The 24826-nt window shown below is 67.7% G+C and carries 32 protein-coding genes (1 of these 32 running past the window's edge); 31 read left to right on the top strand and 1 reads right to left on the bottom strand.

Going from position 1 to position 24826, the window contains the following annotated elements:
* The first annotated feature begins 4 nt into the window (after positions 1–4).
* The 20 genes from rpsH (at position 5) to truA (ending at position 11919) form a co-directional block, all read left to right on the top strand.
* The gene (gene rpsH, locus QME70_05315; GenBank protein ID MDI6894017.1) at positions 5–403 is read left to right on the top strand and encodes a 30S ribosomal protein S8; all 399 of its coding nucleotides are present in this window, start codon (positions 5–7) and stop codon (positions 401–403) included.
* A 31-nt stretch (positions 404–434) separates the two neighbouring features.
* Positions 435–974, top strand: coding sequence for a 50S ribosomal protein L6 (gene rplF, locus QME70_05310; protein MDI6894016.1), 540 nt, complete (start codon positions 435–437; stop codon positions 972–974).
* A 15-nt stretch (positions 975–989) separates the two neighbouring features.
* Entirely contained in the window at positions 990–1355 is a 366-nt protein-coding gene (rplR, locus tag QME70_05305) for a 50S ribosomal protein L18 (GenBank protein ID MDI6894015.1), read from the top strand.
* Positions 1356–1386: 31 nt separating this feature from the next.
* Positions 1387–1905 (top strand): 30S ribosomal protein S5, encoded by a 519-nt coding sequence (gene rpsE / locus QME70_05300; protein MDI6894014.1) that lies wholly within the window; start codon positions 1387–1389, stop codon positions 1903–1905.
* On the top strand, positions 1892–2332 hold the full coding sequence (gene rplO / locus QME70_05295) for a 50S ribosomal protein L15 (protein MDI6894013.1): 441 nt from the start codon (positions 1892–1894) through the stop codon (positions 2330–2332). The genes rpsE and rplO overlap by 14 nt, the downstream gene beginning before the upstream one ends.
* A complete protein-coding gene (gene secY, locus QME70_05290; protein ID MDI6894012.1) occupies positions 2332–3588 on the top strand; it encodes a preprotein translocase subunit SecY in 1257 nt (418 codons plus the stop codon). Before rplO ends, secY begins: the two co-directional genes overlap by 1 nt.
* 10 nt (positions 3589–3598) lie before the next feature.
* The gene (locus tag QME70_05285; protein MDI6894011.1) at positions 3599–4267 is read left to right on the top strand and encodes an adenylate kinase; all 669 of its coding nucleotides are present in this window, start codon (positions 3599–3601) and stop codon (positions 4265–4267) included.
* Positions 4264–5043: a type I methionyl aminopeptidase gene (gene map / locus QME70_05280; protein ID MDI6894010.1), complete on the top strand. Its 780-nt coding sequence runs from the start codon at positions 4264–4266 to the stop codon at positions 5041–5043. Before QME70_05285 ends, map begins: the two co-directional genes overlap by 4 nt.
* 1 nt (position 5044) lies before the next feature.
* Entirely contained in the window at positions 5045–5347 is a 303-nt protein-coding gene (locus tag QME70_05275; protein MDI6894009.1) for a KOW domain-containing RNA-binding protein, read from the top strand.
* Positions 5348–5370: 23 nt separating this feature from the next.
* Entirely contained in the window at positions 5371–5589 is a 219-nt protein-coding gene (gene infA, locus QME70_05270; GenBank protein MDI6894008.1) for a translation initiation factor IF-1, read from the top strand.
* A 16-nt stretch (positions 5590–5605) separates the two neighbouring features.
* Positions 5606–5722: a 50S ribosomal protein L36 gene (gene rpmJ, locus QME70_05265; protein ID MDI6894007.1), complete on the top strand. Its 117-nt coding sequence runs from the start codon at positions 5606–5608 to the stop codon at positions 5720–5722.
* Between the two features lie 95 nt (positions 5723–5817).
* Positions 5818–6189, top strand: coding sequence for a 30S ribosomal protein S13 (rpsM, locus tag QME70_05260; GenBank protein ID MDI6894006.1), 372 nt, complete (start codon positions 5818–5820; stop codon positions 6187–6189).
* Positions 6190–6201: 12 nt separating this feature from the next.
* Positions 6202–6591, top strand: coding sequence for a 30S ribosomal protein S11 (gene rpsK, locus QME70_05255; GenBank protein MDI6894005.1), 390 nt, complete (start codon positions 6202–6204; stop codon positions 6589–6591).
* 12 nt (positions 6592–6603) lie between these two features.
* Positions 6604–7239 (top strand): 30S ribosomal protein S4, encoded by a 636-nt coding sequence (rpsD, locus tag QME70_05250; protein ID MDI6894004.1) that lies wholly within the window; start codon positions 6604–6606, stop codon positions 7237–7239.
* A gap of 18 nt (positions 7240–7257) precedes the next feature.
* On the top strand, positions 7258–8208 hold the full coding sequence (locus QME70_05245; GenBank protein MDI6894003.1) for a DNA-directed RNA polymerase subunit alpha: 951 nt from the start codon (positions 7258–7260) through the stop codon (positions 8206–8208).
* A gap of 13 nt (positions 8209–8221) precedes the next feature.
* Positions 8222–8563: a 50S ribosomal protein L17 gene (gene rplQ, locus QME70_05240; GenBank protein ID MDI6894002.1), complete on the top strand. Its 342-nt coding sequence runs from the start codon at positions 8222–8224 to the stop codon at positions 8561–8563.
* Between the two features lie 34 nt (positions 8564–8597).
* A complete protein-coding gene (locus tag QME70_05235; protein MDI6894001.1) occupies positions 8598–9431 on the top strand; it encodes an energy-coupling factor transporter ATPase in 834 nt (277 codons plus the stop codon).
* A 4-nt stretch (positions 9432–9435) separates the two neighbouring features.
* The gene (locus QME70_05230; protein MDI6894000.1) at positions 9436–10320 is read left to right on the top strand and encodes an energy-coupling factor transporter ATPase; all 885 of its coding nucleotides are present in this window, start codon (positions 9436–9438) and stop codon (positions 10318–10320) included.
* Entirely contained in the window at positions 10317–11111 is a 795-nt protein-coding gene (locus tag QME70_05225) for an energy-coupling factor transporter transmembrane component T (GenBank protein ID MDI6893999.1), read from the top strand. Before QME70_05230 ends, QME70_05225 begins: the two co-directional genes overlap by 4 nt.
* Positions 11112–11169: 58 nt before the next feature.
* Positions 11170–11919 carry a tRNA pseudouridine(38-40) synthase TruA gene (gene truA, locus QME70_05220; protein ID MDI6893998.1) on the top strand — a complete coding sequence of 250 codons (750 nt, stop codon included), beginning with the start codon at positions 11170–11172 and terminating at the stop codon, positions 11917–11919.
* Here truA and QME70_05215 read toward each other — a convergent pair.
* Positions 11916–12086 (bottom strand): hypothetical protein, encoded by a 171-nt coding sequence (locus QME70_05215; protein ID MDI6893997.1) that lies wholly within the window; start codon positions 12084–12086, stop codon positions 11916–11918. The genes truA and QME70_05215 overlap by 4 nt on opposite strands.
* 28 nt (positions 12087–12114) lie before the next feature.
* Here QME70_05215 and QME70_05210 point away from each other — a divergent pair, with 28 nt between their 5' ends.
* The 11 genes from QME70_05210 to QME70_05160 form a co-directional block, all read left to right on the top strand.
* A complete protein-coding gene (locus QME70_05210; protein ID MDI6893996.1) occupies positions 12115–13791 on the top strand; it encodes a spore germination protein in 1677 nt (558 codons plus the stop codon).
* The gene (locus QME70_05205; protein ID MDI6893995.1) at positions 13788–14900 is read left to right on the top strand and encodes a GerAB/ArcD/ProY family transporter; all 1113 of its coding nucleotides are present in this window, start codon (positions 13788–13790) and stop codon (positions 14898–14900) included. Before QME70_05210 ends, QME70_05205 begins: the two co-directional genes overlap by 4 nt.
* Positions 14901–14950: 50 nt before the next feature.
* Positions 14951–16267, top strand: coding sequence for a Ger(x)C family spore germination protein (locus QME70_05200; protein MDI6893994.1), 1317 nt, complete (start codon positions 14951–14953; stop codon positions 16265–16267).
* A 105-nt stretch (positions 16268–16372) separates the two neighbouring features.
* A complete protein-coding gene (gene rplM / locus QME70_05195; protein MDI6893993.1) occupies positions 16373–16804 on the top strand; it encodes a 50S ribosomal protein L13 in 432 nt (143 codons plus the stop codon).
* A gap of 18 nt (positions 16805–16822) precedes the next feature.
* Positions 16823–17227 (top strand): 30S ribosomal protein S9, encoded by a 405-nt coding sequence (rpsI, locus tag QME70_05190; protein MDI6893992.1) that lies wholly within the window; start codon positions 16823–16825, stop codon positions 17225–17227.
* A gap of 144 nt (positions 17228–17371) precedes the next feature.
* Positions 17372–18220 (top strand): N-acetylmuramoyl-L-alanine amidase, encoded by an 849-nt coding sequence (locus QME70_05185; protein MDI6893991.1) that lies wholly within the window; start codon positions 17372–17374, stop codon positions 18218–18220.
* A 137-nt stretch (positions 18221–18357) separates the two neighbouring features.
* Positions 18358–19689: an AmmeMemoRadiSam system protein A gene (gene amrA, locus QME70_05180; protein MDI6893990.1), complete on the top strand. Its 1332-nt coding sequence runs from the start codon at positions 18358–18360 to the stop codon at positions 19687–19689.
* Between the two features lie 36 nt (positions 19690–19725).
* A complete protein-coding gene (gene amrS / locus QME70_05175; GenBank protein MDI6893989.1) occupies positions 19726–20766 on the top strand; it encodes an AmmeMemoRadiSam system radical SAM enzyme in 1041 nt (346 codons plus the stop codon).
* 135 nt (positions 20767–20901) lie between these two features.
* Positions 20902–21840, top strand: coding sequence for an ornithine carbamoyltransferase (gene argF, locus QME70_05170; protein ID MDI6893988.1), 939 nt, complete (start codon positions 20902–20904; stop codon positions 21838–21840).
* A gap of 91 nt (positions 21841–21931) precedes the next feature.
* Positions 21932–23887 carry a glycosyltransferase gene (locus QME70_05165; protein ID MDI6893987.1) on the top strand — a complete coding sequence of 652 codons (1956 nt, stop codon included), beginning with the start codon at positions 21932–21934 and terminating at the stop codon, positions 23885–23887.
* Between the two features lie 96 nt (positions 23888–23983).
* On the top strand, positions 23984–24826 hold the 5' portion of the coding sequence (locus tag QME70_05160; protein ID MDI6893986.1) for a cyclic 2,3-diphosphoglycerate synthase. It continues 528 nt past the right edge of the window; the window shows 843 of its 1371 coding nt (coding positions 1–843); it begins with the start codon at positions 23984–23986; its stop codon lies off the right edge, out of view.

The following is a 24826-nucleotide window of genomic DNA, read 5'->3' as shown; positions in this document are numbered from 1 at the left end:
GCCCATGCCCCCAAGTGACCCCATAGCAGACATGCTCACCCGCATCCGTAACGCGGTGAAGGCCCGGCACGATCGGGTGGATGTCCCCGGGTCCAGGGTCCTGCGCGGGATCGCGGAAATCCTCAAGCAGGAAGGCTACATCCGCGACTACGAGTGGATCGAGCAGGGGCCCCAGGGTCTCCTGCGCATCCACCTGAAGTACGGGCCCCAGAAGACGCGGGTGATCACCGGTTCCAGGCGTATCAGCCGCCCCGGCCTGCGGGTGTACGCCGGCAAGGATGAGCTCCCCCGGGTGCTGGGAGGATTGGGCGTCGCCATCATATCCACGCCCAAGGGGTTGATGACGGATAGCAAGGCGCGCCAGTTGGGCCTGGGGGGCGAGGTGCTGTGCTACATCTGGTAGGCAGCACCGCCAAGGGAAAGAGGGATGCAGCTTGTCTCGGGTAGGCAGAAAACCGGTCCCCATCCCCGCAGGGGTGGAGGTAACCCTGGAAGGACCGCTGGTCAGGGTGAAGGGGCCCAAGGGCACCCTGGAACGGGAGTTCCACCCCGACATGCGCATCAGCCTGGGGGATCGCTCCCTCAAGGTGGAGCGGCCTTCCGATGAACCGTTTCACCGGGCCCTGCACGGTCTGACCCGGGTGCTCCTGGCCAACATGGTAACCGGGGTGACACAGGGATTCGAGAAGTCCCTCCAGCTGGAGGGTGTGGGCTACCGGGCCGCCAGGTCGGGGAAGAAGTTGGTGCTGACGGTCGGGTACTCCCATCCCGTGGAGATGGAACCCCCCGCGGGCATCGAGTTCGATGTGCCCGCCCCCAACCGCGTCGTGGTGCGGGGCGCCGACAAAGAGCTGGTGGGCCAGGTGGCGGCCCGGGTGCGGGAGGTGCGCCCGCCCGAGCCATACAAGGGCAAGGGGATCATGTATGCAGGCGAGCGCATCCGCCGCAAGGCCGGCAAGGCCGGGAAGAAGTAGGTGGAGGTGGCCGCAGTGCGGGCGGAAGAACGCGCGTGGAGGAGAGAGAGGAGACACCTGCGGGTGCGCCGGGACGTGAGAGGCACCGCCGGGCGGCCCCGGCTCTCCGTGTTTCGCTCCGGCAGGCACATTTACGCCCAGGTGATCGACGACACCTCCGGGCGAACCCTGGCGGCTGCCTCCTCCCTGGATCCCGAGTTGCGGAAGGAATTGTCCCACGGGGGCAATGTGGCGGCTGCTCGCCGGGTGGGCGAACTCGTCGGGAAGCGCACCCTGGAGAAGGGCATCAGCAGGGTCGCCTTCGACCGGGGAGGATACCGTTATCACGGTCGGGTGGCCGCCCTGGCGGAGGGAGCTCGCTCCGCCGGGCTCCAGTTCTAAGGGAGGGAAGGCTTTGCCGCGTCAGCAGCAGATGCAGGAGGGGACGCAGTCCCCGGAGTTCAAAGAGAAGGTGGTCTCCCTCAACCGGGTGGCCAAGGTGGTGAAGGGGGGTCGGCGGTTCTCCTTCAGTGCCCTGGTGGTGGTGGGCGACGGGGAGGGACGGGTGGGAGCCGGCCTGGGCAAGGCGGCCGAGATCCCCGAAGCCATCCGCAAGGGCATCGAGGACGCCAAGAAGAGTATGGTCGAGGTGCCGCGCCGGGGCACCACCATCACGCACGAGGTGCGGGGGCACTTCGGGGCAGGTCTGGTGCTGCTCCGTCCGGCCGCTCCCGGTACCGGCGTGATCGCAGGCGGTCCGGTGCGGGCGGTCATGGAGGCGGCCGGCATCAGGGACGTGCTTTCCAAGTCCCTGGGTTCTGCCAACGCTATCAATGTGGTCTACGCCACCATGGATGCTCTGCGGCAGCTCAGGTCGCCCGAGCAGGTGGCGGGCCTGCGGGGCAAGCGGGTGGACGAGATGGCGGGAGGTGGTCGCGGTGCGGGTAGGTGACCTGCGTCCGGCACCGGGGAGCCGCAAGTCCCCAAAGAGGGTGGGCCGCGGCATCGGTTCCGGTCACGGCAAGACAGCCGGCCGCGGGCACAAGGGGCAGAAAGCGCGGGCCGGCGGCGGTGTCCGCCCCGGCTTCGAAGGCGGGCAGATGCCCCTGCAGAGGCGCATGCCCAAGCGCGGCTTCACCAATCCCTTCCGGCGGGAGTACGCCGTCGTGAATCTGGACCAGCTCAACCGTTTCCCCGACGGTACCGTGGTGACTGAGGACCTGCTCAGAAAAGAAGGATTGGTGAAGAAGAACCTCCCCGTCAAGGTGCTGGCACGGGGGAGCCTGGAACGGCAACTGGAAGTGCGAGTACATGCCGTCTCCGAAAAGGCCGGAGAAGTGATCGCAGCCCGGGGCGGCAGGGTTGAGGTGGTAAGCTGATGCTGGAGAGCCTGCGCCGGGCCTGGCGCCTGCCCGACCTGAGGCGGCGCATCCTGTTCACCCTGGCCATGTTCTTCGTATTGCGAGTGGGTACCCACGTGCCGGTCCCGGGGATCGACGCCAGCGTGATCCAGAAGCTGTTCAAGGAGGGCACCCTGTTCGGGTTGCTGGATCTCTTCTCCGGTGGCGCTCTGCGCACCTTCTCCGTGTTCGCCATGAGCGTCACCCCCTATATCAACGCCTCCATCATCTTCCAACTGCTCACCCTGGTCATCCCCCGGCTGGAGGAGCTGGCCAAAGAGGGAGAGGAAGGGCGCAAGAAGATCACCCAGTATACCCGGTATCTGACCGTGGTGCTGGCCCTCATCCAGGCCTATGGCATGACCGTGGGGTTGCGCAGCGCGGTCATCAACCCCACCTGGGGTTCCTTCACCGTCATCGCCCTCTCCCTCACCGCCGGTACGGCCTTCCTGATGTGGCTGGGTGAACAGATCACCGAGAAGGGAATCGGCAACGGCATTTCCCTGCTCATCTTCGCCGGCATCGTGGCCCGCCTGCCCGCGGGCGCCGGCTCCATCGGCACCTATCTGAGGGGCGGGCGCATCAACTGGTTCAACCTGGCCCTTCTGGCGGCGGTGGGGGCCCTGGCCATCGCTGCCGTGGTCTGGGTGAACGAGGGTCAGCGCCGCCTGCCGGTGCAGTATCCCAAGCGGGTGGTGGGCCGGCGCATGTACGGCGGCCAGTCCGCTCACATCCCCCTGCGGGTCAACCATGCCGGGGTCATCCCCATCATCTTCGCCTCCTCGCTCCTCACTTTCCCCCTCACCCTGTCCACCTTCATCAACCGGCCCTGGGCGGTCAACTTCGCCAACTGGTTCCGCATGGACCGGCCCCTGTACCTCAGCACCTACGCCATCCTGGTGGTGTTCTTCACTTACTTCTACACCGCCATCGTGTTCAATCCCAACGACGTGGCCAATAACATCAAGAAGTACGGCGGCTTCATCCCCGGCCTGCGGCCGGGGAAGCCCACCGCCGATTACCTGACCCGGGTGATGAACCGGGTGACCCTGGCCGGTTCCCTGTTCCTGGCCGTGATAGCCGTCATGCCTTACATGATGGGTGCGTTTACCAACATCCCGGGTCTTTACTTCGGGGGCACGGCCCTCCTGATCGTGGTGGGTGTGGCCCTGGAAACCATGAAGCAGATCGAAGCCCACCTGGTCATGCGCCAGTATCAGGGCTTCCTGCGCTAGGAGGAAGGGCATGCGCGTGGTCCTGCTGGGCCCCCCGGGGTCGGGCAAGGGCACCCAGGCGGCCCGCCTGGGCGTGAGTTGGGGCGTGCCCCATGTTTCTACGGGGGATGCCTTCCGCCAGGCGGTGGCCGAGGGGACCCCCCTGGGGAAGCTGGCCCAGGAGTACATGCAGCGGGGGGAACTGGTCCCCGATCAGGTGGTGAACGGGGCGGTGGCGGCCCGGCTGGGTCGGGACGATTGCGCCCGCGGGTTCGTGCTGGACGGATATCCCCGAACTCTGCCGCAGGCGGAAGCGCTGGAGGAGATGCTGCGCGAGCGGGGCCCCGGTCTGGATGCGGTGGTGGACCTGGTGGTGAGCGAAGAGGAGCTGGTGCGCCGGGCGTCGGGGCGGCGGGTGTGCTCGCAGTGCGGAGCCAGCTACCACCTGGAGTTTCGTGCCCCCCGGCAGGCCGGACGTTGCGACACCTGCGGCGGCGAGCTGATCCAGCGGGAGGACGACCGCCCCCAGACGGTGGCCCGCCGGCTGGCCGTGTACCGGCGGCAGACCGCCCCGCTGGTGGAGTTCTACCGGGATCGGGGACTTCTGGTAGAGGTGGACGGCGTGGGGACGGTGGAGGAGGTGACCCGGGCCATCCTGGAGGCGGTGGACGGGCGCGTGGGAAGGAAGGACGGCTCTTGATCGTCCTCAAGTCGGAGAGAGAACTGGAGGTCATGCGCGGGGCGGGCAGGCTGGTGGCGAGATTGCTGGAGGCGCTGGGTGAGAGGGTGGCCCCCGGGGTGAGACTGCGGGAACTGGACCGTTTCGCCGAGGATTTCATCCTCCGGCACGGGGCGGTGCCTGCCTTCAAGGGCTATGGTGAGATCCCCGGACAGCGTCCCCCCTTCCCGGCCACCATCTGCGCTTCCGTGAACGACCAGGTCGTGCACGGGGTGCCGGGCAGCCGTCGCCTGCGGGAGGGTGACATCGTCAGCGTAGACGTGGGGTTGCTCCTGGAGGGATACTATGGAGATGCCGCCGCCACCTTTCCGGTAGGGGAGGTGTCGGAAGAGGCCTCCCACCTGCTGGAGGTCACCAGGGGGGCATTGCTGGAGGGTATCGCCCGGGCGCGGGCGGGCAATCACCTCTCCGATATCTCCCACAGCGTGCAGTCGTACGCGGAGGCGCGGGGCTTTTCTGTGGTGCGCGAGTTCGTGGGGCACGGCATCGGCCGCCACATGCACGAAGATCCCCAGGTCCCCAACTTCGGCCCCCCCGGCCTGGGGCCGGTGCTTCGGCCCGGGATGACCCTGGCCATCGAACCCATGGTGAACGCGGGCGGGCCGGAAGTGGTGGTGCTTTCCGACGGTTGGACGGCGGTGACGGCAGACGGGAAGCTGTCGGCCCACTTCGAGCACACCGTGGCCATAACGGCGAACGGGCCCCTGATCTTGACCGACCCCCGGGAGGGAGGTTAAGATGCCTGAGCGGGACTTGCGCCTGGGAGAGGTGGTTTGCTCCCTGGCCGGGCGGGACCGCGGGCAGTATTATGTGGTAGTCGGAATCATCGACGACCGCTTCGTGCAGGTGGCCGACGGGTATCGCCGCAAGGTGGCGAGCCCTAAGAAGAAGAATGCGCGCCACCTGCGTCCCCAGGGAATCGCGATGGAAGAGCTGGCCCGGCGACTGGCGGGCGGAGGGATCGTCAGCGACGGCGAGGTCCGTGGATTCCTGCGCCGCGTGCAGCAGGAAGCCGGGGAACCCGAAGAAAAGGGAGGTTGACCGGTGGCTGGGGAGGTTGAGGCATGGCCCGGGATGACGTGATCGAGGTGGAGGGGCGGGTGATCGAGAACCTGCCCAACGCCATGTTCCGGGTGGAGCTGGAAAACGGGCATCGCATCCTGGCCCACGTGTCGGGCAAGATCCGGCTGAACTTCATCCGCATCATCCCGGGTGACCGGGTGGTGATCCAGCTCTCCCCTTACGACCTGACCCGGGGAAGAATCGTGTACCGCCACCGTTGAAGGGGAGGTGGGGGCCGTGAAGGTAAGGCCCTCTGTGAAGAAAATGTGTGAGAAGTGTAAGGTGATCAGGCGGAAGGGACGGGTGATGATCATCTGTCCCAACCCCAAGCACAAGCAACGTCAGGGCAGCTGAGGCCGGGGCGTCGCGGCCCGCGCAACGGTTGCGGCCGGTGCTCCTCCGGCCACGCAGTCGGACCGCCGCGGCCCCCATGTTAAGGAGGGAAAGTAATGGCAAGAATAGCAGGTGTTGACCTGCCCCGGGAGCGGCGGATCGAAGCCGCCCTTCCGGTAATCTACGGCATCGGCTTCTCTCGGGCCCGGCAGATCCTGCAGGCCACGGGGGTCAACCCGGACACCCGGGTGAAGGATCTCACCGAAGAGGAGATCTCCCGCATCCGCGAGTACATCGACAGCAACTTCAAGGTGGAAGGCGACCTGCAGCGGGAGGTCCAGCTCAACGTCAAGCGACTCATAGACATCGGGTGCTACCGCGGGATCAGGCACCGCCGGGGCCTGCCCGTGCGGGGTCAGCGCACCCGCACCAACGCCCGTACGCGCAAGGGTCCCCGGAAGACCGTGGGCGTGCGGCGCAAGAAGTGAGGAGGTGGCGGTTTGCCGCGCAGAGGTCCCCGTGCCAGAAAGAAAGAGCGGATCATTGTTCCCAAGGGTGTGGCTCACATCAAGTCCACCTTCAACAACACCGTTGTCACCATCGCGGATCCTGCCGGCAAGGTGCTGACCTGGGCGTCGGCAGGGACCCAGGGGTTCAAGGGGTCTCGCAAGGGCACGCCGTATGCCGCCCAGATGGCGGCGGAGGCGGCGGCGCGCACCGCCCTGGACCTGGGGATGCGGGAGGTGGAGGTGTACGTCAAGGGACCCGGTTCCGGCCGGGAGGCGGCCATCCGGGCCCTGCAGGCTACCGGTCTGGAGGTGAGCCTCATCAAGGACGTTACCCCTATCCCTCACAACGGCTGCCGGCCGCCCAAGCGCCGGCGTGTGTAGGAGGTGATCCGGTTGGCCCGTTACACCGGACCTGTGTGTCGCCTGTGTCGTCGCGAGGGGGTTAAGCTCTTCCTGAAGGGAGAGCGCTGCTACACCCCCCACTGCCCTCTGGAAGGGCGTAAGGTGCGCGCCAGCCCGCCCGGAGAGCGGGGCAGAGGGCGGACCAAGCCCACCGAGTATTCCCTGCAACTGCGGGAGAAGCAGAAGGCGCGCCGCATTTACGGCATCCTGGAACGGCAGTTCCGGCGTTACTTCGAGATGGCCTCCCGGGCCCGGGGTGTCACCGGTGAGGCCCTGCTCCAGATCCTGGAGCGCCGGCTGGACAACGTGGTGTACCGGATGGGGCTGGCGGCTTCTCGCTCCGAGGCCCGCCTGATGGTGCGCCACGGGCACTTCACCGTCAACGGCAGGCGGGTGTCCATCCCGTCTTACCTGGTGCGCGAGGGGGACGTGGTGTCGGTTCACCCGCGTTCCCGGGACAGGGTCCGCTTCCAGGAGATGCAGGAGCGGGCCCGTGCCCGTACGCCGGTGGCCTGGCTGGATGTGGACGTGGACAGGATGGAGGCGCGGGTGCTTCGCTACCCGCGGCGGGACGAGATCGACACTCCCGTCCAGGAGCACCTGATCGTGGAACTGTATTCCAAGTAGCCCAAGGAGGCTAGCCTGATGTGGGATGGCGTTGAGCCCAAGATCCAGTGCGTGGAGCTCGCCCCGGACGAGACGTATGGCAAGTTCGTGGTGGAGCCGCTGCAGCGGGGTTTCGGGGTCACCCTGGGCAACTCCCTGCGCCGGGTGCTGCTGTCATCCCTGCAGGGAGCGGCCGTGACCCAGGTACGCATCGACGGGGTGCTGCACGAGTTCTCCACCGTACCCCAGGTGCTCGAGGATGTGACGGAGATCATCCTCAACGTGAAGAGCCTCAACCTGAAGATGCACGGGGATGGCTCGCGCACCCTTCGTCTGGAGGTGCAGGGAGAAGCAGAGGTGAGGGCGGGAGACATCCAGGCCGACCCTGAAGTGGAGATCCTCAATCCCGACCTGCGCATTGCCACCGTGGAACAGGGTGGCCGGCTGGCGATGGAAATGCGGGTGGAGCGGGGCGTGGGGTTCGTGCCGGCGGAGCGCAACAAGCGGCCGGACGACCCCATCGGGGTCGTCGCCGTGGATGCCATCTTCAGCCCCGTGCGGCGGGTGAACTTCACGGTAGAGGACACCCGCGTCGGTCACATCACCAACCTGGACCGGCTCATCCTGGAGGTGTGGACCAACGGGGGCATCGCTCCCGATGAGGCAGTGGCGGCGGCGGCGAAGATCCTCACCGACCACCTGGCCCTCTTCGCTTCGGTGCAGCGGCCGGTGCGGGAGGAGACGCCTGTCCCCCCCGTGGCGGGAGATCGCGACCGCCTGCTCACCTTGCCCATCGAGGAGCTCGAGCTGTCGGTGCGGTCATATAACTGTCTGAAGCGGGCCGGCATCAACACGGTGGCAGAGCTGGTGGATAAGACCGGCGAAGAGATGATCAAGGTCCGCAACCTGGGCAGGAAATCCCTGGACGAGGTGCGGGAGAAGCTGGCCTCCCTGGGCCTCTCCTTCCGCCCCTCGCCCGACGAAGAGTAAAGGAGTGTCGGAGGTGGCCCGTTATGCCAAACTGGGCCGTTCCTCGGCCCAGCGCCGGGCTCTGCTGCGGTCCCTGGTGACCGCCCTGTTCCGGGAAGAGAAGATCCGGACTACGGAAGCGCGCGCCCGCGAAGTGAGCTCCGTCGCGGAGAAGCTCATCACCCGCGCCCGGGGAGGGGGCCTGGCCGCCCGGCGGGACGTGTATGCATACCTGCTGGACCGGGACGTGGCCCGGAAGGTTTTCGACACCATATCGGCCCGGTATGCCCACCAGGAGGGCGGCTACACCCGTATGGTGAAGATCGGTCCCCGCCAGGGGGACGGGGCCCCCATGGTCATTCTGGAGCTGGTCTAGAGGGTCCGGAGATGGATGGCCGGTGAAGGAAGCTCTGATCCGGGTGGTGGGGCTGACTCACCGTTACAACCCCGGGGGAAGCCGGGAAGTGGTGGCCCTGCACGGCATCAACCTGGAGGTGGGTCGGGGGGAGTTCCTGGCCATCATCGGGGAAAACGGCAGCGGTAAGTCCACCCTGGCCAAGCATTTCAACGCCCTGCTCCTGCCCGGCGAGGGGGAAGTCCGGGTAGACGGCATGGACACGCGAGATCCCGGCTGCCTGTGGGAGATCAGGCGGCGGGTAGGTATGGTATTTCAGAACCCCGACAACCAGCTGGTGGCCACCACCGTGGAAGAGGACGTGGCCTTCGGTCCGGAGAACCTGGGGCTGCCCCCGGCGGAGATCAGGGCGCGGGTGGATGAGGCCCTGGCCCTGGTGGGCATGAGGGGGTTCGCCCGCCATGCTCCCCACCTGCTTTCGGGGGGTCAGAAGCAACGGGTGGCCATCGCCGGGGTGCTGGCCATGCGCCCCGCCTGCCTGGTGCTGGACGAGCCTACCGCCATGCTGGATCCCGCCGGACGGCGGGACGTGATGGCCACCGTCCTGCGCCTGAACCGGGAAGAGGGAATCACCGTCGTCTACGTGACCCACTTCATGGAAGAGGCCGCCCGCGCCGGTCGGGTGGCCGTCCTCTTCCGGGGGGAGTTGGTGGCCCTGGAGGAGCCGGCAACCCTGTTTTCCCGGGTTCCCGACCTGCGCCGGTGGGGTCTGGATATCCCCGCGGTGGCAGAGCTGGCCTGGCGGCTGAGGCGCCGGGGCTGGAGCCTGGACGGGTCCGTGCTCACACCCGAAGATCTGGCGACCGCCCTGGGGTCCGCACGGGGGTAGGCGGGTGCCCATAGTTGTGGAGAGACTGACCCACATATACCTGCCTGGCACCTCCGTGGAAGTGGTGGCGCTGGAGGACGTGGACCTGGAGGTGCAGGACGGGGAGTTCCTGGCCATCATCGGCCCCACGGGCTCCGGCAAGTCCACCCTCATTCAGCACTTCAACGGTCTCCTGCGTGCCACCCGGGGCCGGGTGGTGGTGGAAGGGGTCGACCTGGGCGACCGCCGGGTGGATCTGCGCCGGGTGCGCCGGCAGGTGGGCCTGGTGTTCCAGTATCCGGAGCAGCAGCTTTTCGAAGAGACCGTGCGGGCAGATGTGGCCTTCGGTCCCCGCAACCTGGGTTTTCCCCCGGACGAGGTGGAGCGGCGGGTGGAGCAGGCCCTGGAGATGGTGGGGCTGGACACCGACATCCTGGATCGGTCCCCTTTCGAGCTGTCGGGGGGACAGATGCGGCGGGTGGCCATCGCCGGCGTCCTGGCCATGGGTCCCCGGGTCCTGGTGCTGGACGAGCCCACTGCGGGGCTCGACCCCCGGGGCAGGGAAGAGATCCTGGCCCGGGTACGCCGCCTGCACGGGGACTACGGTCTGACCGTGGTCCTGGTCTCCCACCAGATGGAGGACGTGGCCCGCCTGGCCACCCGGGTGGTGGTGCTGCACCGGGGCCGCCTGCTCACCGCGGGGTCGCCCCGGCAGGTGTTTGCCCAGGCGGAAATGCTGGAGGAAGTGGGCCTGGGTGTCCCGGCCGTGACCCGGGTGATGCGCCTCCTGCGAGAGCGCGGGTGGCCCGTGCGCACCGACGTTCTGAGCGCCGAAGAGGCCGAAGGTGAGGTCCTGCGGGTCCTGGGTGCGGCCTCCGCCCGCGACGGAAAGGGGGCCGGGGAGCCATGATGTTCAGCGGGGCTCCCATCGGCCAGTACTATCCGGGCGAATCGCTCCTGCACCGGCTGGATCCCCGCACCAAGATCGCGGTGACGGGAACCCTGGTGGTGGTGCTGTTTTTCCTCCACCGGTGGCCGGCTTTCCTCATCCTGGGGACCGTCCTCCTGGCAGCCCAGGTGGTGGCCGGCATCCCCCCGCGCCTGCTCTGGCGCAGCATGAGGTCCATCCTGGCCATCATCGTCTTCACCTTCATCCTGCAGCTTTTCATGACCCCGGGACAGGTTTGGTTCCGCCTCGGTCCTCTGACCGCCACCTATGCGGGACTGGGCATGGGGCTGGTCACCGCCAGTCGCCTGATCCTGCTCATCCTCTCCACGTCTCTGCTCACCTTCACCACCTCCCCCATCGCCCTCACCGACGGGCTGGAGTACCTGCTCCGACCCCTGCGTCGGGTGAGGGTACCTGCCCACGAGATCGCCATGATGATGTCCATTGCCCTGCGCTTCATCCCCACCCTGCTCGAGGAAGCGGACAAGATAATGAAGGCCCAGATGGCCCGGGGCGCCGACTTCCATAGCGGCAACGTGTTGCGCCGGGCCCGGAGCATGGTGCCCATTCTGGTGCCCCTGTTCGTGGGTTCCTTCCGGCGGGCCGACGATCTGGCTATGGCCATGGAGGCCCGCTGCTATCGGGGCGGCGAGGGGCGCACCCGCCTGCGGGTCCTGCGCATGGAGGCAGCGGATTTCGCCACCCTGGCGGGAGCCGCCCTCCTCATGGGCCTGGCCCTGGTCTGGCGGTGAAACGGGGGTGTCCGTGCAGGGAGGGGCAGCTCGGCTTGGAAAGGTGGTGCCCAGGGACATGTTGCAGGCTCGCAACGTGAAGCTGGTGGTCCAGTATGACGGCACCGCCTACGCCGGTTTCCAGCGCCAGAAGGATCTGCCCACCATTCAGGAGGAGCTGGAGAAGGCGCTCACCGTCTGTTGCCAGGAGCCCGTGCGGGTGATAGGAGCGGGGCGCACTGATGCCGGGGCCCATGCCCGCGGCATGGTGGTGAACTTCTTCACCCGGGGAACCATCCCCACCGACCGCATTCCCCCGGCCCTGGCCGCCATGCTTCCCCCTGATATCGTGGTCACCGGGGCCCAGGAGGTCGACCCCTCCTTTCACGCCCGTTTTTCCGCCCGGGGCAAGGTATACAGCTACAGCTTCTTGGTGGCCCCTTTTCCCTCCCCGTTCTGGCGCCGCTACGCTTTGCACGTGCGGGGCCCCCTCGACCGCCCGGCCATGGAGGAAGCGGCCCGCATCCTCCTGGGCCGGCATGACTTCCGCGCTTTCCGGGGCGAGGGGTCAGCGGTGCGCTCGCCGGTACGCACCCTCCGGTGCCTGGCGATGGAGGACGTGCCCGGCAGCCCGCTCCTGCGCCTGGTGGCGGAGGCGGATGGCTTCCTGTATCACATGGTGCGCACCCTGGCCGGCACCCTGCTGGAGGTGGGCCGGGGCCGCATCCCGCCCGAGCAGGTGGAGCGGGCATTGCGCGCCCGGGACCGTACCCTGGCCGGCCCCACCCTGCCTGCCCACGGGCTCTGCCTGGAACAGGTCCTCTACTAGCGCTTGGGGCGCTGGCGCGCCGGCACCGGGTGGGGCGGCGCCAGCCCGCGGATGTTCAGGCCGATGATGCCTCCGGCCAGGGCGGACAGGAACAGCCGCAACAGGGCCACGGTGGGATCCAGGCTGGCCGAAGGGGATTTGTATGGGGAGGGGCGACCCGGCGGCATAATAGCAGGTGATCTCAGGGGGTGGGTTATGCCCTTCGGCGCCATGGAGGGTTTGCGGCGGCTGGTGAGGCGGCAGCTGGCGGCCCCCAGCCCGCCCGACGCGGGGGAGGGGCCTCCCCCGGTCGACCACCTGCGGGTGGAGGCCGAGGGCGAGTGCCTGCCCTCCCGTATCTACCGCCGGTTGGACGACAACGAAAAGTGGCTCCGGATGGCGTTGGGGGATCCTGCCGACCTGGTCGTCAGGCGGTGTGAAGTGCGAAAGGGAAGGGGTGAGACCCAGGAGGCGCTGGTATGCTACCTGCAGGCCATGGCGGACCCGGGGGCCGTGTCCGACGTGATCATCCGGGCGGTCACCTACGAGGCCGGTGTCCTGGGGACGCCTGACCGGGCCTTCCCGGGCCGCCCTGTGCTGGTGCACGCGGGTGAACTGAGGCGGGTCGGGGAGTGGAGGGAGGTGCTGTACGGCCTCCTCTCCGGCGATACCGTTCTCTTCCTGGAAGGGGAGGAGCGAGCACTCCTCTGCGGGACGCGCGGGTTTGAGACCCGCAAGCTGGAAGAGCCCACGCTGGAGTCTACCATGAAGGGTCCCCGGGAAGGATTCGTGGAGAGCATCTCCGTCAACGCCACCCTGCTGCGCAGGTGGGTGAAGACGCCCAGGCTGCGCCTGCGCAGGCTCATCCTGGGCGACCTGGCCAACCTGGCGGTGGAAGTGGCTTACATAGAGGGAGTGGCGGGCCGGGAGCTGGTGTCCGAGCTGCTGTCGCGCCTCGAGCGCATCAAGATCGAAGATCCCATGGGGTCCAACGCGGTGAGTGAGTTCATCTCCGATGCTCCCGCCTCTCCCCTCCCGCTGGTGCTGGCCACGGAGCGGCCCGACCGGGCTGCTGCCGCCCTGGTGCAGGGGCGGGCGATCGTCCTGGTGGATAACACCCCCTTTGCCCTCATCGTCCCCTGCGACCTGGGTAGCCTCCTCACTTCCTCGGAGGACTACTACGTCAACCCCTACTTCGCCTTCCTCAACCGCACGCTGCGTTTGCTCGGCCTCGCGATCACCGTGCTTGCCCCGGGGGCCTACGTGGCGCTCACCACCTACCATGCGGAGATGCTCCCCACCGCCTTCTTCCTGCGCCTGCAGGCGGCCCGGGAAGGGGTGCCTCTGCCCTCGCTGGCGGAAGCCGTCATCATGGGGGCCACTTTCGAACTGTTGCGGGAAGCAGGCCTGCGCATGCCGCGCCAGGTGGGCCAGGCCGTCAGCGTGGTGGGGGCACTGGTGATCGGCGATGCCGCCGTGCGGGCGGCCCTCATCAGTCCCATCATGCTGGTGGTGCTGGGGATTACCGCCATCACCTCCTTTGCCATCCCCGGCTACGTGGCTTTACTGGCCCTCTGGTTCCCCCGGCTTCTCTTCACCCTGGCGGCCGGGTCCCTGGGAATATTCGGTCTGGCCGCCGCCCTCATGGTCGCCCTGTATTACGTGCTCTCTCTGCGTTCCTTCGGCGTTCCTTTCGCCTTCCCATACATCCCCACCACCCTGGCGGACTTCAAGGATGTGATCTTGCGGGTTCCCTGGTGGGCCATGGTCAGGCGTCCCTCCCAGCTGGGTCGGGGCGAACCCATGCGCATGCCCTACCCCCAGCCCCCCGGTCCGCCGCCTCCCCCCGGTCGTCCCGCGAAGGGGAAGCGGCGGGGGGGCGGAGAGCGATGAGGCCCCGTCCCCAGATCTCCGTCACCGAGGGCATCGCCCTGGGCACCTGCGTGGTCTGGCCCACCTCCGAGCTCTACCTGCCTTCGGTGATCGCCACTGCCGGCAGGGAGGACGGCTGGCTGGGCCTGCTGGCCGGGGCTCTGGTGGTGATACCCGTAGCCCTGGTCGTGGCCGCCCTGGCGGGCCGGCTGCCTCATATGGGCCTGCCAGATCAGGCCCAGGTGGTCCTGGGCCGCTGGTTGGGCAAGATACCGGCCGGTATCTTCGTGCTGGGGACTGCGTTCCTGGCTGCGTATGCGGTGCGGGCCGGGACGGACATGGTGGGGTTGCTCATGCTGCCCCGCACCCCTCCCTGGGTGGTGGCCGCGGTCATAGTGGGGCAGGCCGCGGTGGGGGCGTATTACGGCCTGGAGGTGGTGGCGCGGGCGGCGGTGATCGCCTTCCTGGCCGTGGCGGCGGTATCGGTGATCCTGATCGCGGGGTTCCTGCCTCTGTTCGACGCCCGTTACCTCCTCCCCGTGCTGAGCCGGGGGCCTGGTCCCCCGCTGGTGAGCGCTGCCATCGCAGCCGGGTTCTGGGGGCAGCAGGTGCTCGGGGCCATGGGGGCGCATGCCTTTCGCGGCGCCCGCGAGTTGCGCGCGGCCGTCCTCGGTGCGGCTGCCGCTTCCGTTCTGGCGGGCTGGCTCCTCTTCACCCTGGGTCAGGGCACGGCAGGCTGGTACGGGATGTCCCGCCTCACCCTGCCCACCATCGAGCTGGTGCGCTCGGTGCGCATGTTCCTCCCCCTGCTCGAGCGGGTCGACGTGCTGGTGGTGATCGGGTGGACGGCCATGGGTTTCGCCCAGGTGGCCTGGCTGCTCTGGGCGTGCGCCTGGGGCAGCGCCCGCGTGGCGGGCCTGGTGGACGCCCGCCCCCTGCTTCCCCTGTGGACGGCGGCGATCTACGCCGGCGCGGTGTCTCTTCCCGAGGATCTGGCGGTCCTCATTCAGGTCTGGACCCGGGTGTTCGTGCCCGTGACCGTAGCAGGGCTGATTGCGGTGGTGCTACTCTTGTGGCTGGTGGCTGCCCTGCGCGGGCTCAGACCGGAGAGGGGCCGGGGTGGAACATGAGCTCGCGCGCATCCCCTCGCCTGTCCGGGGGGCGACAGAGCCGGGGGGTCTTGCCCTGGTTGCTGCTGTTCGTCCTCCTCACGACGGGATGCTGGGACCGCGTAGAACCCGATCGGGCGGCCGCCATAATCGCCCTGGGCCTGGACCGGGGGAAAGAGCAACCGTTCCGGCTTACCGCCCAGATTGCCATCCCCCGTTTCCTGGCGGGCGGCGTGGGTGGGGGAGGCGGCGGGGGGGGTGGAGGTGGAGGTGCTCCCCAACCACCTTTCCTCAACCAGGTGGTGGAGGCCCGGGGGGTCTCGGAGGCCGTGCGCATGCTGGGGGAGTATTCTCCCCGCGTTGTGCACCTGGGCCACCTGCAGGTGGTGGTGGTTTCTGAAGAGGAAGCGCGGGCGGGGCTGGCTCCCCTGCTGGACTACCTCACTTCGGACCGGGAGACCCGGCGGGTGATCCAGCTGGCCGTGTCATCGTGTCCCCCCCGGGACGTCCTGGAAGTGCGCACCCGGCTGGAGATCCTTCCGGGTGTCTCCCTGGCGGAAGTGCTGCGCCGCCTGCCAGAGACGTTGGGTTTGCCGGAGAGCACTATTATCCGCTTCCTGAGGGCCGTGCACACCGAGGGGCGGGATCCCATACTCCCCGTGGTCCACCGGACCAGCGCGGAGGGAAAGATTAGCGAACGACCGCCCGGTGCCCCCGAGGAAGCGGAAAGCCGCCCCGGTCCCGGTGGCGAGGGACCGCGCCAGGCACCGGGCCGGTCGCAGGAGGGGGGACACGGGGGGCAGGCTACCTCGGGCGGCGAAGGCGAAGACCCGGTCGCCGTGCGGGTGGCGGGGGTGGCGGTGTTCAAGGGCGACCGCATGGTGGGTACTCTGAACGAGCTGGAGGCCCGCGGGCTGGCCTGGCTCATGGGAAAGGTGCAGCAGGGGCTGGTGGTGGTACCCGCTCCTCTGGCCGGCCCCGGTCCCGCGGTGCTGCACGTGGCAGGCGCGCAGGCTCGCGTCGAGCCCCAGCTCACCGGCGGTTCTCCTTCCGTGAAGGTGAGGGTCCGGGTCCGGGCGGGGGTGCTGGAGATGCTCTCGCCCACCTACGACATGACCCCCGAGGAGATCGATCGCCTGGAGGGGGCGGCGTCCCGCACCATCGCCGACGAGATCACGGCCACCATGCGCCGGCTGCAGAAGGAATTCCATTCGGATGTGTATGGCTTCGGTTGGGCATTTTACCGCCGCTACCCGCGCCTGTGGCGGGAGGATCTGGGCAAGAGGTGGGAGCGGATCTTCCCCGATCTCCCCGTGGACCTTCAGGTGAAGGTCCGCATCGTCACCAGCTTCTTCACGTGGCGGTCGCCCCTGGGCCCGTCGCGCTAGCCCTGATCGTGCCGCTGCCCGAGTGCCACTTTTGCCGTGTGCCACTGCTTGACAGGCGGGGGGGTCGATATTACAATTGCCGTGTGGTCGAGGAGGCAAAGATCCGTGCAGAAGTCCTACCTGCCCCATAAAGAAGACGTCAAACGCCGCTGGTACGTGATCGACGCAGCTGGAAAGCCCCTCGGCAGGGTGGCCGTGCTGGCGGCGCAGGTGCTGAGGGGAAAGCACCGGCCGGACTTCACACCGTACCTGGACACGGGGGATCACGTGATCATAGTGAATGCGGAGAAGGTCGCCCTCACCGGGAAAAAGCTGCAGCAGAAGACATACTTCCGCCACTCCGGGTATCCTGGGGGGGTGCGCCTGGTGAGTGCCCGGGACATGCGGGCCGGCAACCCCGAGCGGATGATGAAGCTGGCGGTATGGGGGATGCTACCCCACCACCGGTTGGGCAGGCAGATCATCCGCAAGCTCAAGGTTTACCGGGGGCCGGAGCATCCCCATGCCGCCCAGCGACCGGAACCCCTGTCTGTGTAGGGAGTTGATAGAAGAAACATGGCAGTCGAGGTCAGACCCGTATACTTCTACGGTACCGGCCGCCGCAAGGAGTCGGTGGCGCGGGTGCGATTGACGCCGGGAGCGGGGAAGATCCTGGTGAACGGTCGCGCCCTGGACGAGCACTTCCCCGTGTATCGGCATCGGGTGATCGTGCTCAGGCCCCTCAACGTGAGCGGGACCCTGAACCAGGTGGACGTGGTGGTGAGGGTGCACGGGGGCGGCATTTCCGGCCAGGCGGGTGCGGTGAGCCTGGGCATTGCCCGGGCTCTGTGCGAGCTGGATCCCTCCCTGCGTCCGGCTCTGAAGAAGGCCGGGTTGCTTACGCGCGATCCTCGCATCAAGGAACGTCGCAAGTACGGTTTGAAGAAAGCCCGGAAGGCGCCCCAGTTCTCCAAGCGGTAGGCCCGGTCGCTCGACATGGGGTATGGCGCCGCCCGCGCCGGGATGGGCCGGGCGGCGCAGCCATCTTCTTGTGATGCTCCCGGGCTCCCCGGGCCCGCCATACCGGACCGGGGGGCTGAATATCAGTGATGCGGGGGGCGGAGCGTGCCCGGCGACATCGCGGGACGTTTTCTTCGTCTGCGCGACGTCTCCGCATCTCGGGGTTCTGGGGAGCACACTCGGGCGGGCCGCCGCCGGGGGGTGGCCGGACGGGGGCGCCGCCTGCTGCCCGGGGTGGTGTGGTGGCTCCCCCGGGGCACCAAGCTCCTGTGGGCGGCGGGAGTGGCGGCAGCCGGGTTGTGCTGGCTGGTGGCCGCCGCCTGGGTGCTGGGGGGAACTCCTTCCCTGGGAGGAGTGTTGCTGAACCGGGTGGTGGTGATCGACCCCGGCCACGGAGGGCCGGACCCGGGGGCGGTCGGTCCGCGGGGGGAGCTTGAGAAGGACGTGGTGCTCGAGATCTCGCGCCACCTGGCCCGGTATCTCACCGCTGCGGGGGTCCGCGCCCTCCTGACCAGGGACCGGGACGAGGACCTGTCCGGCCTCCCCCCTGAGGTGCCCGACGTCAAGGCCATAGACCTCAGGCGCCGGGCGGAGATCGCCCGGGGAGCCCGGGCTGACCTGTTCCTGTGCATCCATGCCAATGCCACGCCGTCCCCTCACTGGCGGGGGGCGCAGACGTTCTATCGCCCCAACCACCCCGACAGTGCCCGCCTCGCTCGCTGCATTCAGCGGGAGCTGGTGCGGGTCACCAGGCGCACCGACCGGCTGGCCCTGCCCGGTCCCAAGCAATACGTGCTGGATAACGTGACCATGCCCGCCGTAACCGTCGAGGTGGGATTCATGTCCAACCCTGACGAGGCCCGCCTGCTCACCGACCCTGACTACCAGAAGCTGGTAGCCTGGGCCATATTCCTGGGCACCGCCCGTTACTTCGCCGAGGGAGAGCGCCCCTGATCGGCGTCCCCCGGCACGCGCCGGTCTGGGACCGACCTGCCTCGCCGGGAAACACTAGGCCCGGAGCCGGCAGGAGACCGCCGGCCGTAGGAGAACTTTACCATGAGACGAGGGTGCGGGACGGGGGAGGGACGCACATGGAGGGGCAAATCCTGGTGGGGGCTCTGGCTCCTCACCCCCCCATCGTCGTTCCCGAGGTGGGGGGACGGGAGATCAGGAGGGTGGTGGCTACCCGGGAAGCCCTACGGGTTCTGGGGCGCACGGTGGCGGAGGCCGAACCCGGGGTACTGGTTATGTTCAGTCCCCATGCTCCTCCCGGCCGGGAGGGGGTTCCCCTGCTGGAAGCCCCCTTGCTGCACGGCGATCTCGGCATGTTCGGTGCTCCCCAGGTGAGCATGGAGTGGAGGGTGGACGGCGATCTGCTGGCCGCCATCGCAGAGGAGGCAGAAGCCCGGGAAGTGCCCACCGTGCGGCTCGCCCGGGACAGGATGCTGCGCTATTCCGGTACGCTCCTCGACCACGGGCTGGCGGTTCCCCTTTACTACTTACGCGCAGCAGGGATGAACTGCCCGCTGGTCGCCACCGGTATCTCTCCCCTCCCGCGGGAACAACTGGTCCGTTTCGGCGAGGCGGTGGCCCGGGCCATCGCGTCCACCGGTCGCCGGGCGGTGGTGATCGCCAGCGGGGACCTATCCCACCGTCTGACCCCGGGAGCGCCGGCCGGCTTCGACCCCGCCGGCCGGGAGTTCGACGACCGGGTGGTCGCGGCCCTGCGGGAGGGCGACCTGGGGGCCCTGCTGGCTCTGGACGAAGATCTGGTAGAGCGAGCGGGGGAGTGCGGCCTGCGCCCCCTCTTCATGCTCATGGGCGCCCTGCGGGATACGGGACTGCGCCCGCGGGTGGTTTCCTACGAGGGACCGTTCGGGGTGGGCTACGCGGTGGCCACCTGGACCTCGCCCCCTTCCTGGCCCGTGGAACTGGCCTTCCGCTCTCTGGAGCACTACCTGCGCCATGGCTCGGTGATAGAGCCTCCCGCCCAGGTCCCCGAGGAGTTCGGGCGCCGGGCGGGAGCTTTCGTTTCCCTCAAGAAAGCAGGCGACCTGCGCGGGTGCATAGGCACCATCGAACCCGTGCGGGTCACCCTGGCCGAAGAGATCATGTACAATGCCATATCCGCGGGGACCAGGGACCCCCGCTTTCCGCCCGTCACCCTGGATGAGTTGCCCTACCTGGACTGCTCGGTGGACATCCTGGAGGAACCTGAGCCGGTGGAAGGGTTCGGCCAGCTTGATCCTTCCCGCTACGGCGTGATCGTCCGCAAGGGACGGCGGACCGGGTTGTTGCTGCCCGATCTGGAGGGTGTGGACACGGCGGAGCAGCAGGTGGCCATAGCGAAGCAGAAGGCCGGCATCCACCCGGACGAGCGGGACGTGGAGTTGCTCCGCTTCCGGGTCACCCGCTACCACTAGGTGGAACGTGGGTCGGCTTGGCGGGGCGGTGATGCGGTGAAGGAGGCACGGTTCTGGGAGAGGGCAGACGGAGGGCGGGTCAGGTGCCACCTGTGCCCGCACCGCTGCTTCTTGCGCCCGGGTCAGCGGGGCATCTGCCGCGTGCGCAAGAACGTGGACGGCGTCCTGTACAGCCTGAACTACGCGCAGGTTTCTTCGTACGCCCTCGATCCCACCGAGAAGAAACCCCTCTACCATTTCTTCCCGGGTTCCTACCTGTTTTCGCTGGGCTCGGTGGGCTGCAACCTGTCCTGCGGCTTCTGCCAGAACTGGACGATTTCCCAGGAGGAGTCGCCCACGGTGGAGGTGTTGCCGGGCCGGGCGGTGGAGCTGACGTTGTCGGCCCGCCGGCAGGAGCCCCGCGTGATTGGGCTGGCCTATACCTACAACGAGCCCTCCATCTGGTACGAGTATGTGGCCGAGACGGCCGAGTTGGCGAAACGGGAGGGACTGCTGAACTGCCTGGTGACCAACGGATTCATTGAGGAAGCACCCCTGCGGGGGCTGCTGCCCCTGGTGGACGCCATGAACGTGGACGTGAAGGCTTTCCGGCCCGAGTTCTATCGCAAAGTGTGCAAGGGCGGGCGCGATCCCGTGCTGCGCACGGTTGAGGCGGCCCACCGGGCCGGTTGCCATGTGGAAGTGACGAACCTGCTGATCCCGGGGTACAACGATTCCGACGCCGAGATCGGCCAGCTGGTGGACTGGCTGGCGGGGTTGTCTCCCGACATCCCCCTCCACTTCTCCCGGTACTTTCCCAACTACCGCTTCGCCGAGCCGCCCACCCCGTTCCCCACGCTGGACAGGGCCGCCGGGATAGCCCGGCGCAAGCTCTCCTACGTCTACATGGGGAACGTGTGGGGCCGGGGGAACGACACCGCCTGCCCCCAGTGCGGCCATATGGTGCTGGAGCGGCGGGGCCTGGAACTCACCAGGGCATCCCTGCGTGACCAGCACTGCCCCCGCTGCGGTTACCGGTTAGCCCTCCGCGGTGAGGTTTTCGTGCCCGCTGCACCGCGCCCGCCTTCAGAGCGGTAGTTTTCCTCGAGGGCGGAGGCCCGTTCTGCCAGCTGGTCCACCGCTTGTGTGAAGTGTCGCGCTGCGGTCTGTCGCGCTGCGCCCTGGCAGCCGGGTCAGTGTTGTGGTAGACTGCTGGCTTGAGAGGTGATGAAGTTGGCCGTTTCCATGAAGGGTCGTGACGTGGTATCCCTCGCTGACCTGAGCCGCGAGGAAATAATGCAGGTGGTGGCCACCGCCGAGCACTTCAAGATGATGGCTGAAGCCGGCATGGATGCCCGTCCACTGGTGGGGAAGACGTTGGGGATGATATTCCACAAGCCTTCCACCCGGACCCGCGTCTCCTTCGAGGTGGCTATGGTGCAGCTGGGCGGCCACGCCCTGAACCTGACCGCAGCGGAGCTGCAGCTGCGCAGGGGAGAAACCGTCGCCGATACCGGGAGAGTGCTGTCCCGGTACCTGGATGCCATCATGATCCGTACATACTCCCATGCGGACGTGGTGGAACTGGCCGCCGCAGCCTCTATCCCGGTGATCAACGGGCTCACCGACTACTCTCACCCCTGCCAGATACTGGGCGACCTGCTCACCGTCAAGGAGAAGAAGGGCCGACTGGAAGGCGTCAAGCTGGCCTACGTCGGAGATGGGAACAACGTGGCTCATTCCCTGCTCTTCGGCGGCTCCAGGGTGGGGATGCACGTGGTGGTGGCTACCCCTCAGGGCTATGAGCCTGACCCCGGGGTGGTAGATCGTGCCCGCCAGTTCGCCCGGGAGTCAGGCGGGCGGGTGGAGGTGGTGTCTGACCCGCTGCAGGCCGTGACGGGTGCCGATGTCGTGTATACGGACGTCTGGGCCAGTATGGGTCAGGAAGCTGAGGAAGAACAGCGGCGGCGGGTGTTCGGCCCCTACCAGGTGAACGCAGATCTGATGGCCCGCGCCGGCTCAGGAGCCGTCTTCATGCACTGTCTCCCCGCCCACCGGGGGCAGGAGGTGACCGACGAGGTCATCGACGGCCCGCAGTCGGTGGTTTGGGATCAGGCCGAAAACCGTCTCCACATCCAGAAGGCCATCCTGGCTCTGGTCATCGAGGGGTAGGCTGCGCGCCTTCCCCGAGGCAAAGGCATAAAACGAGAAGCTCATACGAAAGATTAACCAGGGGCGCTAGAAACAGAGGGGGTCAACAGAGTTGCCCGGGTGGTTGTACCTGGTGGCTGTCGCCATGTACCTGGTGTTCTTTGGTCTTTTTGTTAGGTTCTTTATCTGGAAAAGACACGCCGATCGCACGTACTGGCACCGCCGGCCCGCGCTCAGCCTGGAGATGCTATCACGGGAGGCATCCCGCCTCGGGAAGGAGTTGCCCTTTGTCAGCGTGCTCATTCCCGCCCGCAACGAGGCAGATGTCATCGGCCGCACCATAGAGCACATGGGGCGCCTCGTCTACCCTCCTTCCCGGTACGAAGTGGTGGTCATCACCGACCAAAAGGAAAGGACGGCTCGGGATGCCATGCGGACCCCCGCCGTGGCGGCCGCCCTGGCCAGCCTGAAGCGGGAACCCGAGCCCGCGCGCGGGGGCGGTCAGGGATGCTTGCTGGTGCTGGGACTGCTGGTGCGTCTGGGCCAGGAGTACTGGCAGCCGGGGACGCGCCTGGGCCGGGCTCTGGGCTGGCACCCTTCCCTGCGCCTGGGCCCCCGGGAGGAACGCGGCCTGGTACGGGAGATCGCGTGGGGTATCCTCCAGCACGGGGGTGCCGCTCGCCCCGGGCAGTTGATGTTCCTGGTGCGCCGGGCATTCAACGGTGCCGGTCCCGAGGTGGCGCGGCGGGCATACCCTCTCTACCTGGCGGCGGCCCTGCCGGTGGTCCTGGCCTACCTTCATCTGACCGGGCGCGCCGTCCGTCCCGTCTGGCTGCGGATTTCTCACACCCTGCTTCCTCTTGAGGGTCCCGTCTCCCGCGACGTGGTTCTGTCCCTGGCCGGGGGTGTGGCCCGGGGACTGGTGAGGCAGATGGCGAAGCGCCGGCATGGGGGAGCTTTGCCGGCGATGCTGGAAGAACTCGTTCCCGAGTGTTTCCCCACCACCGGGGACGTGGTGCGCGCCTGCGTGGCCGCCCTGGACTGTCGCGGGGGTCCCCGGGTGAGGCAGGTGGAGGTCCCCTACGACTTCGACGGCGCCCTGGGAGGCAGCTGCACGGGACACCTGGTACCTTCCACCAAAGGAAGGGCCCTCAACTACGCCCTTTCTCAACTGGACCCGTCCACCACTCTGTGTGCGTTTTACGACGCCGAGAGCCGCCCCGATCACCGGGTGCTGATGTACGTGGCATATCGTTGGCTCACCGACGCGCACCCGCCTGCCATATTCCAGGGCCCCGTGTTTCAGGTGCGGAACTTCTACCAGATGGGCCCCGTGTGCAAGGTCGCTGCCCTGTACCAGGCCGTGGCTCACGACTGGTACCTGCCCGTGCTCTTCAGGCGCCTTCCCTTCGTGGGCGGGACCAACCTGGTGGTGAATCATGCCCTGTTGCGTTCCATCGGGGGCTTCGACCCCGCCTGCCTGACGGAGGACCTGGAGCTGGGGGTGCGTGCTTACCTCGAGGCGGACGTATGGCCGGAGTACCTGCCATACGCCTCCAGCGAGCAGACCCCGCCCACGGTGCGGGCCTTCTTCCGCCAGCGCCTGCGCTGGGGCACCGGCCACCTGCTGGTGATGGACAAGGTGAGGTCGGAGCAGCATTACGACCGCGAAAAGAAGGAAAGGCTGCTGCGTACCCTCTTCCTCAAGGGGCAGGTGGAGTGGACCCTTTACCAGGCAGCCACCTTCGTGCCCCCTCTTTTCCTGATGCTTTTCCTCACCGGGTACCTGGACGTGAACGTGGTTCCGGCGGCGGTACGTCACGTGCTCAACGTCATGAGCCTGGTGTATGTGGGATTCACGTTCTACACGTACCGCCGCTACTCGCCGTACCTGGACACCTGGTGTCGCCCCGGCCACTGGCTGGGGCAGGTATGGGTGTGGTTGCAGTTGCTCATCCTACCCCTGGCGGCCTTCCTGTTCCCCACCCCGTATGCTACGGCCCTCGTGCTCAAGAAGCTGGGGAAGCACCCCCGCACCTGGACCAAGACGCCGCGCACCCGGGAGTGAGCGGCGCGGGGCAGGGGGTCGGTAGCCGGGAGACAGCTTCGGGGAGGGATTACCTTGGTCAATCAGGGAGAAGAGCGCCCGGTGCGGGTTCTCATCATGGGGGCGGCGGGACGGGATTTCCATAACTTCAACGTCTTTTTCCGGGAAAACCCCCGCTTCCGGGTGGTGGCCTTCACGGCCACCCAGATCCCGGATATCGCCGGCCGGCGCTACCCACCGGAGCTGGCCGGACCCGGTTACCCCGACGGCATCCCCATCTATCCCGAGGAGGAACTGGGCCATCTCATCAAGTTGCGCCAGGCGGAACGGGTGGTGTTTGCTTACAGTGACGTGTCCCACGAGTACGTGATGCACCGGGCTTCGGAAGCGCTGGCCCTGGGTACCGACTTCTGGATCATGGGCCCGGATACCACCATGATCAGGTCCTCGCGCCCGGTGATCTCGGTTTGCGCGGTGCGCACAGGGGCGGGCAAGTCTCAGACCTCCCGGCGGGTGGCCGACATCTTGCGGTCCATGGGCAAGAAGGCGGTCGTTGTCCGCCACCCCATGCCCTATGGGCAACTCGACCAGCAGGTCGTGCAGCGTTTCGCCACCCGGGAGGACCTGGACCGTCACCGGTGCACCATCGAAGAGCGGGAAGAGTACGAGGCCCACATAGAGCGGGGGAACGTGGTCTTCGCGGGGGTGGACTACGCGGCGATCCTGCGCGAGGCGGAAAAGGAAGGCGACGTCATCCTGTGGGAAGGGGGGAACAACGACCTCCCCTTCTACCGCCCGGATCTGCACATCGTGGTGGCAGACCCGCACCGGGCTGGCCACGAGGTGACGTACCATCCCGGAGAAGCTAACCTGCGCATGGCGGACGCGGTGGTGATCAACAAGGTGGACACGGCCGTGCCCGAGGCGGTGGACACCATACGCCGCCACCTGAACCAGGTC

The sequence above is a fragment of the Bacillota bacterium genome, from assembly GCA_030019365.1.
Lineage (GTDB): Bacteria > Bacillota > Sulfobacillia > JACIYH01 > JACIYH01 > JACIYH01.
This window is presented reverse-complemented; position numbering and strand designations above follow the sequence as displayed.

Excerpts from the sequence above, each read along its gene's own strand:
- rpsH (MDI6894017.1), top strand. The coding sequence starts at position 5 with ATGCCCCCAAGTGACCCCATAGCAGACATGCTCACCCGCATCCGTAAC.
- rpsE (MDI6894014.1), top strand. The coding sequence starts at position 1,387 with ATGCAGGAGGGGACGCAGTCCCCGGAGTTCAAAGAGAAGGTGGTCTCC.
- secY (MDI6894012.1), top strand. The coding sequence starts at position 2,332 with ATGCTGGAGAGCCTGCGCCGGGCCTGGCGCCTGCCCGACCTGAGGCGG.
- QME70_05285 (MDI6894011.1), top strand. The coding sequence starts at position 3,599 with ATGCGCGTGGTCCTGCTGGGCCCCCCGGGGTCGGGCAAGGGCACCCAG.
- QME70_05275 (MDI6894009.1), top strand. The coding sequence starts at position 5,045 with ATGCCTGAGCGGGACTTGCGCCTGGGAGAGGTGGTTTGCTCCCTGGCC.
- infA (MDI6894008.1), top strand. The coding sequence starts at position 5,371 with ATGGCCCGGGATGACGTGATCGAGGTGGAGGGGCGGGTGATCGAGAAC.
- rpsM (MDI6894006.1), top strand. The coding sequence starts at position 5,818 with ATGGCAAGAATAGCAGGTGTTGACCTGCCCCGGGAGCGGCGGATCGAA.
- QME70_05245 (MDI6894003.1), top strand. The coding sequence starts at position 7,258 with ATGTGGGATGGCGTTGAGCCCAAGATCCAGTGCGTGGAGCTCGCCCCG.
- QME70_05225 (MDI6893999.1), top strand. The coding sequence starts at position 10,317 with ATGATGTTCAGCGGGGCTCCCATCGGCCAGTACTATCCGGGCGAATCG.
- truA (MDI6893998.1), top strand. The coding sequence starts at position 11,170 with ATGTTGCAGGCTCGCAACGTGAAGCTGGTGGTCCAGTATGACGGCACC.
- QME70_05215 (MDI6893997.1), bottom strand. The coding sequence starts at position 12,086 with ATGCCGCCGGGTCGCCCCTCCCCATACAAATCCCCTTCGGCCAGCCTG.
- QME70_05210 (MDI6893996.1), top strand. The coding sequence starts at position 12,115 with ATGCCCTTCGGCGCCATGGAGGGTTTGCGGCGGCTGGTGAGGCGGCAG.
- QME70_05205 (MDI6893995.1), top strand. The coding sequence starts at position 13,788 with ATGAGGCCCCGTCCCCAGATCTCCGTCACCGAGGGCATCGCCCTGGGC.
- rpsI (MDI6893992.1), top strand. The coding sequence starts at position 16,823 with ATGGCAGTCGAGGTCAGACCCGTATACTTCTACGGTACCGGCCGCCGC.
- amrA (MDI6893990.1), top strand. The coding sequence starts at position 18,358 with ATGGAGGGGCAAATCCTGGTGGGGGCTCTGGCTCCTCACCCCCCCATC.